At 59.1% G+C, this 14,642-nt stretch carries 17 protein-coding genes; 9 read left to right on the plus strand and 8 right to left on the minus strand.

Translation table 11 applies throughout. The annotated features are described in order from the left end of the window. Positions 1-14: 14 nt before the first annotated feature. The 5 genes from K1X80_RS10045 to K1X80_RS10065 all read right to left on the minus strand — a co-directional run bounded on the left by K1X80_RS10045 (position 15) and on the right by K1X80_RS10065 (position 3,863). Positions 15-1,217 carry an acyltransferase gene (locus tag K1X80_RS10045; protein ID WP_220172866.1) on the minus strand — a complete coding sequence of 401 codons (1,203 nt, stop codon included), beginning with the start codon at positions 1,215-1,217 and terminating at the stop codon, positions 15-17. 266 nt (positions 1,218-1,483) lie between these two features. After that, the gene (locus K1X80_RS10050; protein WP_220172867.1) at positions 1,484-1,837 is read right to left on the minus strand and encodes a hypothetical protein; all 354 of its coding nucleotides are present in this window, start codon (positions 1,835-1,837) and stop codon (positions 1,484-1,486) included. A 340-nt stretch (positions 1,838-2,177) separates the two neighbouring features. Next, a complete protein-coding gene (locus K1X80_RS10055; RefSeq protein ID WP_057440725.1) occupies positions 2,178-2,735 on the minus strand; it encodes a Smr/MutS family protein in 558 nt (185 codons plus the stop codon). Between the two features lie 76 nt (positions 2,736-2,811). Continuing rightward, on the minus strand, positions 2,812-3,132 hold the full coding sequence (locus tag K1X80_RS10060; protein ID WP_057440727.1) for a hypothetical protein: 321 nt from the start codon (positions 3,130-3,132) through the stop codon (positions 2,812-2,814). Positions 3,133-3,272: 140 nt separating this feature from the next. Beyond that, positions 3,273-3,863 carry a cysteine hydrolase family protein gene (locus K1X80_RS10065; RefSeq protein ID WP_057440730.1) on the minus strand — a complete coding sequence of 197 codons (591 nt, stop codon included), beginning with the start codon at positions 3,861-3,863 and terminating at the stop codon, positions 3,273-3,275. 239 nt (positions 3,864-4,102) lie between these two features. Between K1X80_RS10065 and prmB the strand changes: the two genes are divergently transcribed. Next, positions 4,103-5,011, plus strand: a complete 909-nt coding sequence (gene prmB, locus K1X80_RS10070) for a 50S ribosomal protein L3 N(5)-glutamine methyltransferase (protein WP_057440732.1) — start codon at positions 4,103-4,105, stop codon at positions 5,009-5,011. Between the two features lie 137 nt (positions 5,012-5,148). On the opposite strand, the gene K1X80_RS10075 is transcribed toward prmB, so the two are convergent. Together K1X80_RS10075 and K1X80_RS10080 are read right to left on the minus strand one after the other, a co-directional pair. Next, positions 5,149-5,952: a hypothetical protein gene (locus tag K1X80_RS10075; RefSeq protein WP_057958876.1), complete on the minus strand. Its 804-nt coding sequence runs from the start codon at positions 5,950-5,952 to the stop codon at positions 5,149-5,151. Between the two features lie 100 nt (positions 5,953-6,052). Then, positions 6,053-7,015 (minus strand): alpha/beta hydrolase, encoded by a 963-nt coding sequence (locus tag K1X80_RS10080; RefSeq protein ID WP_057958877.1) that lies wholly within the window; start codon positions 7,013-7,015, stop codon positions 6,053-6,055. 142 nt (positions 7,016-7,157) lie between these two features. Between K1X80_RS10080 and aroC the strand changes: the two genes are divergently transcribed. The 4 genes from aroC to K1X80_RS10100 all read left to right on the plus strand — a co-directional run bounded on the left by aroC (position 7,158) and on the right by K1X80_RS10100 (position 10,524). Further along, the gene (gene aroC / locus K1X80_RS10085; protein WP_057440738.1) at positions 7,158-8,249 is read left to right on the plus strand and encodes a chorismate synthase; all 1,092 of its coding nucleotides are present in this window, start codon (positions 7,158-7,160) and stop codon (positions 8,247-8,249) included. A 10-nt stretch (positions 8,250-8,259) separates the two neighbouring features. Beyond that, positions 8,260-9,408: an MFS transporter gene (locus K1X80_RS10090; RefSeq protein ID WP_057440740.1), complete on the plus strand. Its 1,149-nt coding sequence runs from the start codon at positions 8,260-8,262 to the stop codon at positions 9,406-9,408. A gap of 46 nt (positions 9,409-9,454) precedes the next feature. After that, positions 9,455-10,000 carry an acireductone dioxygenase gene (locus tag K1X80_RS10095; protein ID WP_057440742.1) on the plus strand — a complete coding sequence of 182 codons (546 nt, stop codon included), beginning with the start codon at positions 9,455-9,457 and terminating at the stop codon, positions 9,998-10,000. Positions 10,001-10,212: 212 nt separating this feature from the next. Continuing rightward, positions 10,213-10,524, plus strand: a complete 312-nt coding sequence (locus K1X80_RS10100) for a response regulator transcription factor (protein WP_081044200.1) — start codon at positions 10,213-10,215, stop codon at positions 10,522-10,524. A gap of 52 nt (positions 10,525-10,576) precedes the next feature. Here the strand turns inward: K1X80_RS10100 and K1X80_RS10105 are convergent, their stop codons facing one another. Beyond that, on the minus strand, positions 10,577-10,855 hold the full coding sequence (locus tag K1X80_RS10105) for a DUF3509 domain-containing protein (RefSeq protein WP_029300345.1): 279 nt from the start codon (positions 10,853-10,855) through the stop codon (positions 10,577-10,579). A gap of 350 nt (positions 10,856-11,205) precedes the next feature. Between K1X80_RS10105 and K1X80_RS10110 the strand changes: the two genes are divergently transcribed. The 4 genes from K1X80_RS10110 to K1X80_RS10125 all read left to right on the plus strand — a co-directional run bounded on the left by K1X80_RS10110 (position 11,206) and on the right by K1X80_RS10125 (position 14,489). Further along, a complete protein-coding gene (locus tag K1X80_RS10110; RefSeq protein ID WP_169989370.1) occupies positions 11,206-13,032 on the plus strand; it encodes a long-chain-acyl-CoA synthetase in 1,827 nt (608 codons plus the stop codon). A 110-nt stretch (positions 13,033-13,142) separates the two neighbouring features. Further along, a complete protein-coding gene (locus K1X80_RS10115) occupies positions 13,143-13,658 on the plus strand; it encodes an ankyrin repeat domain-containing protein (protein ID WP_057440749.1) in 516 nt (171 codons plus the stop codon). A 41-nt stretch (positions 13,659-13,699) separates the two neighbouring features. Continuing rightward, positions 13,700-14,230, plus strand: a complete 531-nt coding sequence (locus tag K1X80_RS10120; RefSeq protein WP_057440752.1) for a hypothetical protein — start codon at positions 13,700-13,702, stop codon at positions 14,228-14,230. A gap of 67 nt (positions 14,231-14,297) precedes the next feature. Continuing rightward, the gene (locus K1X80_RS10125; protein ID WP_015885097.1) at positions 14,298-14,489 is read left to right on the plus strand and encodes a PLDc N-terminal domain-containing protein; all 192 of its coding nucleotides are present in this window, start codon (positions 14,298-14,300) and stop codon (positions 14,487-14,489) included. Positions 14,490-14,642: the final 153 nt, after the last annotated feature.

The following is a 14,642-nucleotide window of genomic DNA, read 5'->3' on the forward strand; positions in this document are numbered from 1 at the left end:
GGGTTTTTTAAACTTTATGTGCTTGCAGTAATCCTAGGTCTAGAGTTAGATATTTTTTTAGAAAATATACTTGCCAGCTTAATGGATGGATAATCCACGTATCTATGGAAGTAAATGCTAGCAATCAAAGTTATGATGGTGGTTGCGATAATAGTCGCTGCAAGCGAGATTATGCTTACTCCAAATGTGTTAATGGCAATTGGGCACACTATTGCGAGCGCGAAAGAATGCAGCAAGTAAACTGAGAAGGAAAGCTTCCCGAGCCACTTGAATACTCGTAAATTCATAACCTGCACATGCTCGCTAATAGTCATTACGCCTATGGTGATCATGGTTGCGCCAATATACGGCACGACGATGTACCAGCTTGGTCTAGCCCCTATTGATCTTGCCCATGCAATGATTTTAGTTGTTAGAAGTGTGTATGCCTGACTTCCTGGATTGAAGCCGGCCAAGTACAGACCTGTTATTACGAGTATGCTTCCGAGTGCGCAGGCTGAAACCTTGTTAAGGTTGGGTGTTTCGAAAGTAGCAATGAATGTACCAATCATAAACATGGACAAGTAAATTGCCATTGGCGTATTTGAGTATAGCGGTACGGAAAACGCTATCGATATGCAAACAAGTCTGAGTGAAACGGTATGTTTTCCGAGCGCAATCAGCAATGCGTATATTATGAATGATCCAAGTAGCTCAATTTGAATTGTCCATAATGTGTAGTTGTACTTAGAATGGCCAAGTATTAACGCACCAAACAAACTGTCCTGCAACGCTTCTAGAATGCTAGGATTGAAAAGGTATTTTGTCGATAGAAATGGAGTAGGTAATATTTGGTTTTCGCCGTATACCCCTATTTTTATAAGTAAGTAGCAGATCATAATGGAGACTGCTACTGGTATGCCTATTCTGATGTATCTGCGTTTAGCAGCGTTGAGAGCGGCGTTGATAACGTTCTCATGCTTGAGGATGCTGTATGTCAAGACGATGCCGCTAAGGACAAAGAAAAGAGATACTGAAAATCCGCCACGAAAGAAGAACGTGAACGGGCTGTTGAAGACATCAATTCCGTCAGTCGGTCTGCCCTGGGTTCTGAGACCTAGGTGAGCTGCGGGGTAGTACCAGAATACAGCGTGCGAGAAGATAACGATTAGCGCGGCGATGCCACGTATACCGTCTAATGACGCCATCTGGCGCTCTGTTGGTGCTTGTCTGTCCATAGAAAATACCTGCGCGTGCTGTTGTAATTTTTGCAGCGAGGATGATAGCACTTTGCCGTTCTGCGAACCCTCTCTATTGCTCTGGATTGCATGCCTGGTAAGTCTTTCATTGATTGCCAGTAAGGCCACTTGTTTTGATTTCTGCAAAATCTGCAAGCGAACCATGGATTTTTATGCCCGTCTCCCTGGGGGTTATGAAACTAATAGAGGGTCTCCTAATGCCCTCCAAGTGCGTGCTTTTTTATGGCTGCCGATGTTACTGCCGCTCAGGTTTCCCCTGACCTCGACGCGCTGCTCAATATCCCCTTTGTGATGCCGAGCCGCCCGCGGAGCTCAGCTAGTTGTCGCTTGTTCACGTCGTCCGAAGTGCTCAGCACATGGATCTGCTTACGCATTTCCGCAGCCTCTGAGCCCCGCTGCCCGAGATAGGCGGCGAACTCTCTGTTCTTCGCCTGGGTTTCCAGCAGGGTCTGGCTAATGCAGAACACGTCTGCCCGTGCCTTGCGTAGCAGCAGGTTTAGTTCTTTGATCTCGTTCTCAAGCAACAGACAATGCTGCTTGTACATTTCGAGAGGGGTAGGGAGGCCGAGCCACTCGCAGGTGTCTTCATCGATGTTCATTGTGGGGTAATCCGAATGCTGTATGTGCATACAGTAATCGAGGTTTGCGGGTTGTGCGATGTGAGGCGACGAGCTGTAGGGGATTTTGGTTTGGTGATCGGTCGGCAGGACGCCGGGGGGAGGGGATTAATCTTGTACCACTTTTTGTACCAATGACCGTGTTTGCCAGGGTAAATCCGGGTGTTTCTGAGGGAGAAAACCCCCGGATTCATTGGCTTTTACTACTTACCACTACCCATTGAAAATCGCTGTGTAATTCTGTTCCAGGGACATGAAACTACCTGTGGGATTTTCGCAAAGTGCAAGGGTACGGTGGCCGGCAGATCGCTGCAAGCGCGGGTTACTCGTCACGCCCTTCGAGCATCGTGCGCTTGAGCATCACATACACCGCCCCGGCACCGCCATGGCGCGGTTGGCAGGAGGTGAAACCGAGCACTTGGGTGTGCTGGCGCAACCAGGTGTTGACGTGGCTTTTGATCATCGGGCGCTTGCCGTCCAGGCGCACGGCCTTGCCGTGGGTCACGCGCACGCAGCGGATTTCGAACTTGGTGGCTTCGGCCAGGAAGGCCCAGAGGGTTTCCCGGGCCTTTTCCACAGTCATGCCGTGCAGGTCGAGGCTGCCTTCGAAGGGAATCTGTCCGGCCTTGAGCTTGCGCACCTGGCTTTCCTGGACCCCGTCGCGGGACCACATCAACTCGTCCTCGGGGCCGACGTCAATCACGAACTGGTCCGACAGACCGTCCACCGTGGTGGCATCCGTACGCACCGTGGCCGCCTGGCGCAGCTTGGCGATCTGTGCGCGGTCGGTCTTGGGTTTGCCGGTGTCGGCACGGTCGTGCTTGATCGGCTTGACACCGCGCAGCTCGTTTTTGAACAGGGAAAAATCGTCGTCTTGCATGTCAGCCTCCGCGAAGGGCGGGCAGTTTACCCAAATCGAGGCGGTTGATGCGGGACAAAACGCTATCAGTGTTCCCTCAATCGTGCTTTTTCATCAGGTGCGAGGCGATGTTCAGCGACAGCGGCTGGTGCATACGGCGCCGGCAACGGCGCCACCACCAAATTCCCAGCCACAGGATCAACAGCCCGCCGGCCAACAGCAGCGCCGCGCCGCCGGGGCTGGTATTGAGCTCGCCGAGCGCGGGCGAATGGCCCAGCAGCGCGGCTGCACCTGCCAACGAAAGCAGCAAGCCAAACAGCGCGAGCAACGCAGCAAACGCCACGCCCAGGCGCAGACGCCAGTTGCTCGGGCCCTTGGGGCGCAAGCGACGAGCGTCAAAACCATCGGATATCTTCATTCCGACCTTTCCTCCAGGGTATCGGCCCTTCGACCGGAAGATAAACAACTTGTTCCGGGCTGGGAGGCAATTGCGGTAAATGACAGGCTTTAGCGGATGAGCGGGGCCTGAGGTGGCCGCGCCGCTCATCAACAGGGCGATCAGATCAGATCTTGGGTCAAGGCGAGGGTGGCGAAGTTGTCGGCCATGATGGCCATTTCCGTTTGCTGCACATGTTCGGCGCTGAGGATGCCGCCCTTGTAAGGCAGGTCGCGGGTGGCGCAGGCGTCTTCCACCAGGGTGCAACGAAAGCCCAGGTTCTTCGCTGCGCGCACCGTGGTGCTGACGCTGGAGTGGCTCATGAAACCACAGACGATCAAGTCCAGAGAGCCCAGCTCCTGCAGGGTTTTTTCCAGCTGCGTGCCGTGGAAAGCGCTGGGCAGCAGCTTGCCGATGATGGTTTCGTCATCGTGCGGCTCCAGGCCGGGGATGAATTCGCCACGCTCGCCCTGGGGGTCGAACAGGCCGCCGACGGTGCCCAGGTGACGGACATGCACGATCGGGCGCCCGGCCTTGCGGGCGGCAGCACTCAGTTGCTTGATGTTTTCCACGGCGGCGTCCATGCCCGACAGGGCGAGCGGGCCGCTCAAATATTCTTTCTGGGCATCGATGATCACAAGGGTCGCGTGGCTCAAATTGGCCGGTGCGTAACCGCGACCGCTGAGTTGAAACATCGTCTTTGGAACGGACATTCTGGGGCTCCTGTGAGTGGGGCTTTTGCGACATTGTCCTCTGGCTGAGCGGTTCTGTGAATCGCTACTAACGTAAGGTGCGCCGTTGTTGGCCTACAGCCATGTCAAGAGGGACAGCGGTATAACAGAAAAACCTTGAATCAGGTTGAGTCTGACGCGCCGTCGCAGTTTTTCATACATCGTCCGTACAGCTTAAGGCTGTTAGAATTGCCAGTCGTTTTTTCCTGGAGCTTGCCCCCGTGATCACTTCCCGCCTGCGCACCTTGCGCGACCATATCCGTTGGGCTGTCAGCCGTTTCCATGGGGAAGACCTGTTTTTTGGCCATGGTACGGACAATGCCTGGGACGAAGCCCGGCAATTGGTACTGGGTGCACTGCACCTGCCTTGGGAAATTGCCGACAGCTACCTGGATTGCAACCTCGAAGAAGAAGAGATTTCCCACGTACAGCGTCTGCTGCATCGTCGTATCCACGAGCGCGTGCCCACTGCCTACCTGTTGAAAGAAGCCTGGTTCTGCGGCATGTCGTTTATCGTCGACGAGCGCGTGCTGATCCCGCGTTCACCGATTGGCGAGTTGATCGAAAACCGCTTTGAACCCTGGCTGGCCCAGCCGCCGGCGCGCATCCTTGACCTGTGCACCGGCTCCGGTTGCATCGGCATCGCCTGTGCCTACGAGTTCCAGGAAGCCGAAGTGGTGCTGGGGGACTTGTCCTTTGAAGCGCTGGAAGTGGCCAACCAGAACATCGAGCGCCATGGCGCCGACGAACGCGTGTACACCGTGCAGGGTGACGGCTTCGACGGTTTGCCCGGCCAGCGTTTTGACCTGATTGTGTCCAACCCGCCGTATGTCGATGCCGAAGACTTTGCCGACATGCCCGATGAATACCAGCACGAACCCGAATTGGGCCTGGCCTGCGGTGACGATGGCTTGAACCTGGTGCGCCGGATGTTGGCCGAGGCGGCCGATCATCTGACCGAGAAGGGCTTGCTGATTGTCGAGGTGGGCAACAGCCAGGTGCACGTTGAAGCGCTGTACCCGGAAGTGGATTTTGCCTGGCTGGAGTTCCAGAACGGCGGGCATGGCGTATTCATGCTGACGGCGGAGCAGTGCCGGGCCCATCAGGCGGTGTTTGCCTCTCGCGTCTGATCAGGCGGAACTGAATGTGGGAGCGGGCTTGCTCGCGAAAGCGATGGATCAGTCAATACATGTACCGACTGATCCGCCGCTTTCGCGAGCAAGCCCGCTCCCACATTTGATTTGTATTGTTCAGTGAAATCGAGTGGTCAGCGATGCGTCGCAATCCAGATCAATAATCCCGCCTGGAACACGGTAAACGCCACCAGGCAGGTGATGGTGAAGCGCAAGCCGCTGTCCTCGCGCTTGAACTTGATGACCTTTTCTTCCTCGTGGCGCAGCTTCACTTCCTGCTCGGCCAGGTTTTGTTCGGCCTGTTGCAGCATCTGCGCCGCTTCGAGGATTTCCACGAACTGCACCTTCTCGGTGTTCCAGCTGTCCAGCACTTCGCTGACCTTGCCCGGCTGCACATGGCCTTTCAGGTGCTGGACATCGGCATAGGCCACATCAAAACCCTGGATCCGCAAAAAGTGGTCGCGACGCAGGCGCGTGGCTTCGTTCAGCGCGTCCTTGTTCGCCAGGTCGACGCCGTCGACGCGATAGTGCGACCACTTCTTTTTTGCCCACGCAGCGCCCTGGGCTACCAGGAAGCGGCCAAGGCCTCGGTTCGCGGGTTCGATTTCCAGGCTGTTGTTTGGGCCGAAGTGCACGCGGTGGGTGGCATGATCGACCCACACATCCAGGTGATTCTGTTCGCGCCGCACCCGTTGGGCAGGCAACTGGATGACCATGCGCAGCAGGCTGTGGTCCTTGTTGTTGCGCTCGGCGTAGCCAAACTGCACAAAGCGCAAGGGCCGGGCGCCGGTTGCGCGATCGGTGGCCAAGGGCGCCAGGCGCAGCATTTTGAAGTGTTCGGCCTCAACCTCTGCCCACGGCAGCGCAGCCGCAGCCGCCGCTTCGGTGTCGGCGGTGGTTTCGGCGGGAGGTTGTGGTACTGCTTCGGTGTTCGTCATTCGGCGCGATCCTGTCCAAGCCCAGCTAGTCGACAGGCTTTTTGCTGTCGACCTTGTGCTTATCGGCCGTTCTTTCCAGGACTGGAGGGTAAATAGTGGGTTATCGGTGGCGAAGTCCGTCGATAAAGCCAACCAGACGCCTACCCAGTGCATCGGCGAGGGGCAATTGTGGATTGTTGTAGGAGCTCAACTGCTGCTTCACCTCGTTGGGCACGATGCGCATGACGTGGTTCATGCCGGGAATCACCGCCAATTCGGCGTCGGGTTTGGCCTGCTTGAGCTTCTGGGCATCGGCGACCCCTACTTGCAGGTCGGTGGTGCCCTGGACAATCAGGGCCGGCATCGTCAGGCGGGCGAACGCCGCTGCGGGGTCCGCACGAAACAGGCTGATCAGGTACGGCTGCACGCTGGGACGGAAAATACCCTGCAGCGGGCCCGGCACATCAGCATCCACCTGGCCGGCCTTGAGCCTGTCGAGGATCTGGTTGCTGCGCAGCAGCAGGGCCGGCGGCAGGTGATCCGCCAATTGCTGGCGAATCACCTGGTCCACCGGGCGGGCGCTGCCGGACAGGGAAATCACCCCGTCGGGATTGAGTTCAGGGGCGGCGAGGGCAGCCACCAACGCGCCTTCACTGTGCCCCAACACCACCAGGCGCCCGAAGCGCGGATCGGCCTTGAGCGATTTGCCCCAGGCCACGGCGTCGGCCACATAGGCGTCCAGCGTCAGGTTGCGCTCGTCTGGCGTGGCCTTGAGGCTGGCGGCCACGCCGCGTTTGTCGTAGCGCACGCTGGCAATGTTATGGCGCGCCAGCACCCAGGCCAGGCGCTTGAGGCTGTCATTGCGCGCGCCTTCGGCACTGTTGCCGTTGCGGTCGGTGGGGCCGGAGCCTGCAATGATCAGCACTACAGGCACGGGTTTGTCGGATTGGGGCAGCAGTAATGAGCCAAACAGCTCGCCGCTGCCGGTGTCCAGGCTGATGGGTCGTTGCAGTACGACAGGGCTGGCGGCGTGGGCGACGCTACAGAACAGGGTGAGGGTAAACAGCAAAACTCGCAGCATCATCGCGCCATCATGAGGAAGGTGCCGGTTGGACCAACGTCTACCGGGAAGGTTTCGAGGATGAACTACTGGGTGAGCCTGCGTATACTGGCGCGCTTAGTTATCACGGTTGAGTTGATTCAACTGATTTCACGGAGCGCTCTGCATGTCCGGCAATACCTACGGCAAGCTGTTCACTGTCACCACCGCGGGCGAAAGCCATGGTCCGGCGTTGGTCGCCATTGTCGACGGCTGCCCGCCCGGCCTTGAGCTGTCCCTGGACGACCTGCAGCGCGACCTCGACCGCCGCAAGCCCGGCACCAGCCGCCACACCACCCAGCGCCAGGAGCCCGACGAAGTCGAGATCCTCTCCGGCGTGTTCGAGGGTCGCACTACCGGTTGCGCCATCGGCCTGCTGATCCGCAACACTGACCAGAAGTCCAAGGACTACTCGGCGATCAAGGATCTGTTCCGCCCGGCCCACGCCGACTACACCTACCACCATAAATACGGTGAGCGCGATTACCGTGGCGGTGGCCGCAGTTCGGCGCGGGAAACCGCGATGCGCGTGGCCGCCGGAGCCATTGCCAAGAAGTACCTGGCAACCCAGGGCATCCTGATTCGTGGCTATATGAGCCAACTGGGCCCGATCGAAATCCCGTTCAAGACCTGGGACAGCGTGCAAGACAACGCTTTCTTCAGCCCCGACCCGGACAAAGTGCCGGAACTGGAAGCCTATATGGACCAGTTGCGCCGCGACCAGGATTCGGTGGGCGCGAAGATCACGGTGGTCGCCGAAGGGGTGATGCCGGGCCTGGGCGAGCCGATTTTCGACCGCCTGGACGCCGAACTGGCCCACGCGCTGATGAGCATCAACGCGGTCAAGGGCGTGGAAATCGGCGCCGGCTTCGCCTGTGTCGCCCAGCGCGGCACCGAGCACCGCGATGAGCTGACCCCCGAAGGTTTTGTCAGCAACAATGCGGGTGGCATTCTCGGCGGTATCTCGTCCGGCCAGCCGATTGTGGCGCACCTGGCACTCAAGCCGACCTCGAGCATCACCACGCCGGGGCGTTCGATTGATGTGCACGGCAACCCGGTGGATGTGATTACCAAGGGCCGCCATGACCCGTGCGTCGGCATCCGCGCCACGCCGATTGCCGAAGCAATGATGGCCATTGTGCTGATGGATCATCTGCTGCGGCACCGTGGGCAGAATGCCGATGTGCGCGTGACTACTCCGGTGCTGGGCCAGCTGTGACGGTCTGACCGTGACAGCGCTCCCGTACTGGCGACTTTCCAGCTTCTATCTGTTCTATTTCGCCCTGCTGGGGGCGACGGCGCCGTTCCTGGCGCTGTACTTCCATCATCTGGGGTTCTCCAGCGCGCGCATTGGCGAGTTGGTCGCAATCCCGATGCTGATGCGCTGCGTGGCCCCCAATATCTGGGGCTGGCTGGGTGACTACACCGGGCGGCGCCTGGCCATCGTGCGGTTTGGCGCGGTGTGCACGCTGCTCAGTTTTTCGCTGATCTTTGTCAGCCAGAGCTATGCCTGGCTGGCATTGGTGATGGCCCTGCACGCGTTCTTCTGGCATGCGGTGCTGCCGCAGTTCGAGGTCATCACCCTGGCGCACCTGCAAGGTCAGACCTCGCGCTACAGCCAGGTCCGCTTATGGGGCTCCGTCGGGTTTATCCTTGCCGTCGTCGCCCTGGGGCGCCTGTTCGAGGCCCTGAGCCTGGACATCTACCCGGTGGCGATCGTGTTGATCATGGCCGGCATCATCGGTGCCAGTTGGTGGGTGCCCAATGCCCAGCCGGCTGCCACCGGTGGTCGCGGTGCCGGCGACGGCTTCCTGCGGCAACTGCGCAGCCCTGGCGTGCTGGCGTTTTACGCCTGTGTCGCGTTGATGCAAATGAGCCACGGCCCGTACTACACCTTCCTCACCCTGCACCTGGAAAACCTCGGTTACAGCCGCGGTGTGATCGGCCTGCTGTGGGCCTTGGGTGTGGTGGCGGAAGTGTTGATGTTCATGGCCATGAGCCGGATTCTCACGCGCTTCTCGGTGCGCCGGGTGCTGGTGGCCAGTTTCCTGTTGGCCGCGTTACGCTGGCTGTTGCTGGGGTCGTTCGCCGAATTCCTGTGGGTGCTGTTGCTCGCCCAGGTGCTGCATGCCGCGACCTTTGGCAGCTTTCATGCGGCGGCCATTCAATTTGTGCAGCGCAGCTTCGGTGCGCGCCAGCAAGGCCAGGGCCAGGCCTTGTATGCGGCGCTGGCCGGCACCGGCGGCGCGCTCGGCGCCTTGTATTCCGGGTACAGCTGGAACCAGTTGGGGCCGACCCTGACCTTCAGTATCGCCAGCCTCGCGGCCCTGGCCGCCGCGTTGATCATGGCGCTGCGCTTGCCCGAGGAACAGCCGTGAGCCCGGCCCATCATCTGCAGACTCTTACCGCCCGAGGACCCCTTTTATGAGCATTCTTTGCGTTTATCACCTTTCTACCCCGGACACCCCGAACAAGGTCTTGACCCACGCTGACGATATTGCCTCGACCCTGGCCGAGCAGGGCGTGGGCTTCGAACGCTGGCAGGCCAGCACCCGTGTCGAGGCCGGCGCCAGTGCTGCCGAAGTGACGGCGGCGTACCAGGAGCAAATTGACAGCTGGATGACGGCACAGGGCTACGCGCAGGTGCAAGTGTTGAGCGTGAACCGCGAGCACCCGCAAAAGGTTGCCCTTGCCGCAGGTTTGCGCGATGAGCATTACCACGGGGCTGATGAGATCCGCTTGTTCGCCGCCGGCCGTGGTTTGCTCGGCCTGCATATCGGCGACTATGTCTACACGGTGCTCTGCGAAAAACACGACCTGCTGCGCATACCGGCCGGCATGCCACGCTGGTTTGACCTGGGGGAGGAGCCGCGTGTGGTCGCGATCAGTCTGTTCCAGACGGCGTCCGGGGCTGAGGCGCAAGTGACCGGCAGCGGGATCGCCCAAGGTTTCCCGGGGCTGGATGATTGACCTTAGTTCACTATCCGCAAACTTATTCAATATGCTCAAGTTGGATAAGTTTGTGGGAATGAACTCTATAGTTTGTAAGTTCCAGCTATTTGTCTGAGGGTCGATGTGTTAACCCTTGGCTTTATGTAACTCTCCCGTCGCTGTGTACCTATCTGTCAATAGGAGTTGTCCGAATATTGACAGTGCAAACCACTACGAAAGGGAGAGGCAGCATGAGCAGTCCAGAGGAGCCCACCCCATCCGTACCTGGGCCGGCGGTCAGTGTGGCAACAGATGTTTGTGAGCAGGCGTGCGACGACAGGGCAGGCGACGCACAGTCGTTGCCGGATAAGCCGCTGACGGCCAAGGAGTTGGAAATACTGCGCTGGGCCACGGAGGGCAAGACAGTGTGGGAGATCAGCCGGATCCGCTGTGTCTCACAGGCCACGGTGAAGTTTCACCTGCGCAATATCTACGGCAAGTTGCACGTCAATAACCGGGTCCAGGCGGTGAGTGAAGCGATCAGGCGCGGGTTGTGCGGATAAAAAAGGGCCGTGAAGCGCAATGGCTTCACGGCCCTGGGAAACGCAGTGGTACTTATGCCGAATGGTAGGTCGGCAGGGCAAAGCGGTGCTGGCTTTGCAACATCGAAATCTGCGGCAACTCGCTGGCTTGTTCTGCCAGGTCGCGGCGGATAGCGCTGATGACCCAGGTCAGTTGGTCGGCAGTGTGCAGCTGCTGGTACGAGATCGAGCGTTTGATCTGCTTGCCTTCGGTGTTGCGCAGGGTCAGCAGGATCCCACCGTCAGGACGTGCCTGGGTGGTGACGTCGTAGTTGGAGAATACAGAAGCGAATTTATCTTGGATCAGGCTCATGTCTATCGGCTCCATTGGCTCGTGTTGTGCGGCATGGAGTGATAGGTGCAGTGATTGTGCCAGTATCGCGACTTATACAAAAACCTTATAAGTCAGTGACTTACAAAAAATAGAACTTTTCACTTTCGTGCAATATGCATGAATGGCCATCGTGCATCCTGCATTTTGCGCTATTGGGCGATGACGAACGGTATCGTGCGTCACCGGTGCCTGGGATACAAAACATTGCAAATCCCGCGTGTACAGCCAAGGAATGGCTGGCGTATTTTCCTGCAAGGCATTCAGGAATGGTCCTACACCGCATGAAGGCCCGTGGACCCTACGAATAATAAGAAAAAGGACTTCTGTGCATGAGCAATCCCCATAGCGAGATGATTACCCTCGGCATGATGTTGCGTAAGGTGCCGACCATTGTCCGGGCCCTGCCACGGTTGGTGCGCGGTATCCGTGTCGCCAATATCACTGACCCCGACCAGCCGTGCGGCCTGGGCTGGACCTTCGAACAGGCCACCCAGCGCAACCCCGAAGGCGCCGCGCTGTTGTTTGGCGACCAGGTGCTCAGCTACCGCCAGGCCAACCAGCACGCCAATCGCATCGCCCATCATCTGCAGGCCCAAGGCATTGGCAAGGGTGATGTGGTCGCGCTGTTTATTGAAAACCGTCCCGAACTGCTGTTGACCGTGCTGGCGGTGGCCAAGGTCGGCGGCATCTGCGCCATGCTCAATACCGCGCAGACCCAGGCGGTGCTGGTGCATAGCCTGACCCTGGTCAACCCGGTGGCAATTGTGGTCGGCGCCGAACTGGTCGACGCCTACGACGCGGTACGTGAGCAGGTGGCGATTGATCCGCAGCGCACCTGGTATGTCGCCGATCAACAGGTGGCGCCTGTGCCCCAGGGCTATATCGACCTGATGGCCGCCAGCGCAGACTGTTCCACGGATAACCCGGCCAGCAGCCAACAGATCTACTTCAACGACCCGTGCTTCTATATCTACACCTCCGGCACCACCGGTTTGCCCAAGGCAGGTATCTTCAAGCATGGGCGCTGGATGAAATCCTCGGCCAGCTTCGGCACCATCGCCCTGGATATGGGGCCGGAGGACGTCGTCTATTGCACTCTGCCGCTGTACCACGCCACCGGGCTCTGTGTGTGCTGGGGCTCGGCGATTGCCGGCGCGTCGGGGTTTGCCATCCGCCGCAAATTCAGCGCCAGCCAGTTCTGGGACGATGTGCGCAAATTCAACGCGACCACCCTGGGCTATGTCGGCGAATTATGCCGCTACCTGATGGACCAGCCGCCCAGCGAACGCGACCGCGACAACCGAGTGGTGAAGATGATCGGCAACGGCTTGCGTCCGGGAGTGTGGGGGCCGTTCAAGGAGCGTTTTGGTGTGGGGCATATCTGCGAGTTGTACGCCGCCAGTGACGGCAATATCGGCTTCACCAACGTGCTGAATTTCGACAACACCATCGGCTTTTCCCTGATGCACTGGGCGCTGGTGGACTACGCCCACGACACTTGCGAGCCGATCCGTGGCAGCAATGGTTTTATGCGTGAAGTGCAGAAGGGCGGCCAGGGCCTGCTGCTGGCCAGGATCGACGACAAGGCGCCGTTCGATGGCTACACCGACCCGGAAAAGAACCGCAAGGTGGTCTTGAGCGACGTGTTCGAAAAGGGCGACCGCTACTTCAACACCGGCGATCTGTTGCGCAGCATTGGCTTTGGCCATGCGCAGTTCGTGGACCGCCTGGGCGACACCTATCGCTGGAAGGGCGAGAACGTCTCCACCACCGAGGTGGAAAACATCTTTATGCAGCACCCGCAGATCACCGAGGCGGTGGCCTACGGCGTGGAAATCGCCAACACCAATGGCCGCGCCGGGATGGCGGCGATTACCCCGTCCGAATCCCTGGCCACCCTGGATATGCAGGCGTTGCTGCAATTCGCCCAGAGCCAGATGCCGGCCTATGCGGTGCCGCTGTTCCTGCGGGTCAAGGTGAAGATGGAAACCACCGGCACCTTTAAGTACCAGAAGGTCCGCCTTAAGGAAGAGGCCTTCGACCCGCACAAGGTGGGGGACGATCCGCTCTACGCCTGGTTACCGGGCAGCGATACCTATGTGCCCGTGACCGTGCAGGTGCTGGCGGATATCCAGAGCGGAAAATATCGCTACTAGGGCGGCTCGATAGAACCTGGCTATCGTGGCTTTCGGCAAAAAAGGGGTGACAGGCGCGGCGCTGCTCGGGAAACTGACGGCCTTACGCCACACCCCACAGGGAGCCGCAGATGTCTGATCAAGCCAAACAAATGACCGAAGAAGAAGCCGCCGAATTTGCCGAGCAGGTCTTCGACGTGGCCCGCCGCGGTGATGCCGCCATGCTGGCTGCGCTGCTGGCCAAGGGCTTGCCGGTGAATCTGCGCAATCACAATGGCGATACCTTGTTGATGTTGTCCGCCTATCACGGGCACGCCGAGGCGGTGAAAGTGCTGCTGGAATTCAAGGCCGATCCGCAGATCGCCAACGACAAGAACCAACTGCCGATTGCCGGTGCAGCGTTCAAGGGCAACCTGGCGGTGGTCAAGGCGTTGATTGAAGGCGGCACCCCGGTTGACGGCGCCTCTGCCGATGGCCGCACGGCGCTGATGATGGCGGCGATGTTCAATCGCACCGAAATGGTCGAGTACCTGATCAGCGTAGGGGCCAACCCCAAGGCCACGGATGCCCAGGGGGTAACGGCCCTGGTGGCGGCCCAGACCATGGGGGCAGCGGATACGACGGCGCAGTTGCAAAAACTGGTGTAGGCTTTGCGCCCTCAAAATCAGCCTCGCCACAGGATTCGCCCATGAACACCGCGCTCGTCGAACTCATCACTAAAATCAGTTCCGGTTGCCTGGGCGACGCCGAGATCGTGCGGATCGCCGATGAGGCCAGCCAGGCCTACGCCGATGCCGATGGGTTCCTGGCGGCCAACCCTGATATCAACTACGACGACACCTTCCCCATCCCGCTGGGCGAGTGGATTGTGGTCGGCAGCCTGCCGGAAACGGTGCTGTTCCAGGCCGACACCTACCAGGACCTGTTCGCCCAGATCGTCGCCTCCTTTGGTCCCGACGTTGCGTTCAACCTCAAGCCCAAGCAGTTGGCCAAGACCGAGGCGCTGACGGCCCTTAATCGCATCCAGATCCAGCTCGGCGCCATGAACCCGGAGAACGGCGGCTACACCCTGATGAATTTCAGCCAGTTGCTCGATGACGAAATCCAGGCCGTGCTGGTCTATGGCAATGACGTGCCACGGGTGCTGGAATTGTGTGCCGAAGTCGGGATCAAGGGCGAACCGTCCCTGGAAGCCCTGCGCATTGCCGTCCACGTCTGAAATAAAACGGAACCCTGGCCAGGGCTGGCTATCCTAAACAGGCAAGCCCTCACTTAGGAGCGACACCATGGGTTCCACATTTAATGGTCTGATCGGGTTGATCATCCTGGCACTGGATATCTGGGCGATCATCAACGTGTTCAAAAGCGGCGCCAGCACCGGGGCCAAAGTGTTGTGGATCCTGTTGATCCTGCTGTTGCCGGTATTGGGCCTGATTATCTGGGCCATCGCCGGGCCACGGGGCAACGTGCGGCTCTGATCCTCTGCGGGCACAAGCATGTAAATAATGTGGGAGCGCGCTTACCCGCGACAGCGGTGTATCAGTACCAGATTGATTGGCTGACACACCGCTGTCGCGAGCAAGCTCGCTCCCACATTTGTCTGCGGCGTGTCCTGTAGATTTTTGTGTCCA

Source organism: Pseudomonas sp. So3.2b, assembly GCF_019464415.1.
In the GTDB taxonomy this organism is placed as follows: domain Bacteria; phylum Pseudomonadota; class Gammaproteobacteria; order Pseudomonadales; family Pseudomonadaceae; genus Aquipseudomonas; species Aquipseudomonas shahriarae.

Excerpts from the sequence above, each read along its gene's own strand:
- K1X80_RS10045 (WP_220172866.1), bottom strand. The coding sequence starts at position 1,217 with ATGGACAGACAAGCACCAACAGAGCGCCAGATGGCGTCATTAGACGGT.
- K1X80_RS10050 (WP_220172867.1), bottom strand. The coding sequence starts at position 1,837 with ATGAACATCGATGAAGACACCTGCGAGTGGCTCGGCCTCCCTACCCCT.
- K1X80_RS10055 (WP_057440725.1), bottom strand. The coding sequence starts at position 2,735 with ATGCAAGACGACGATTTTTCCCTGTTCAAAAACGAGCTGCGCGGTGTC.
- K1X80_RS10060 (WP_057440727.1), bottom strand. The coding sequence starts at position 3,132 with ATGAAGATATCCGATGGTTTTGACGCTCGTCGCTTGCGCCCCAAGGGC.
- K1X80_RS10065 (WP_057440730.1), bottom strand. The coding sequence starts at position 3,863 with ATGTCCGTTCCAAAGACGATGTTTCAACTCAGCGGTCGCGGTTACGCA.
- K1X80_RS10075 (WP_057958876.1), bottom strand. The coding sequence starts at position 5,952 with ATGACGAACACCGAAGCAGTACCACAACCTCCCGCCGAAACCACCGCC.
- K1X80_RS10080 (WP_057958877.1), bottom strand. The coding sequence starts at position 7,015 with ATGATGCTGCGAGTTTTGCTGTTTACCCTCACCCTGTTCTGTAGCGTC.
- aroC (WP_057440738.1), top strand. The coding sequence starts at position 7,158 with ATGTCCGGCAATACCTACGGCAAGCTGTTCACTGTCACCACCGCGGGC.
- K1X80_RS10095 (WP_057440742.1), top strand. The coding sequence starts at position 9,455 with ATGAGCATTCTTTGCGTTTATCACCTTTCTACCCCGGACACCCCGAAC.
- K1X80_RS10100 (WP_081044200.1), top strand. The coding sequence starts at position 10,213 with ATGAGCAGTCCAGAGGAGCCCACCCCATCCGTACCTGGGCCGGCGGTC.
- K1X80_RS10105 (WP_029300345.1), bottom strand. The coding sequence starts at position 10,855 with ATGAGCCTGATCCAAGATAAATTCGCTTCTGTATTCTCCAACTACGAC.
- K1X80_RS10110 (WP_169989370.1), top strand. The coding sequence starts at position 11,206 with ATGAGCAATCCCCATAGCGAGATGATTACCCTCGGCATGATGTTGCGT.
- K1X80_RS10115 (WP_057440749.1), top strand. The coding sequence starts at position 13,143 with ATGTCTGATCAAGCCAAACAAATGACCGAAGAAGAAGCCGCCGAATTT.
- K1X80_RS10120 (WP_057440752.1), top strand. The coding sequence starts at position 13,700 with ATGAACACCGCGCTCGTCGAACTCATCACTAAAATCAGTTCCGGTTGC.
- K1X80_RS10125 (WP_015885097.1), top strand. The coding sequence starts at position 14,298 with ATGGGTTCCACATTTAATGGTCTGATCGGGTTGATCATCCTGGCACTG.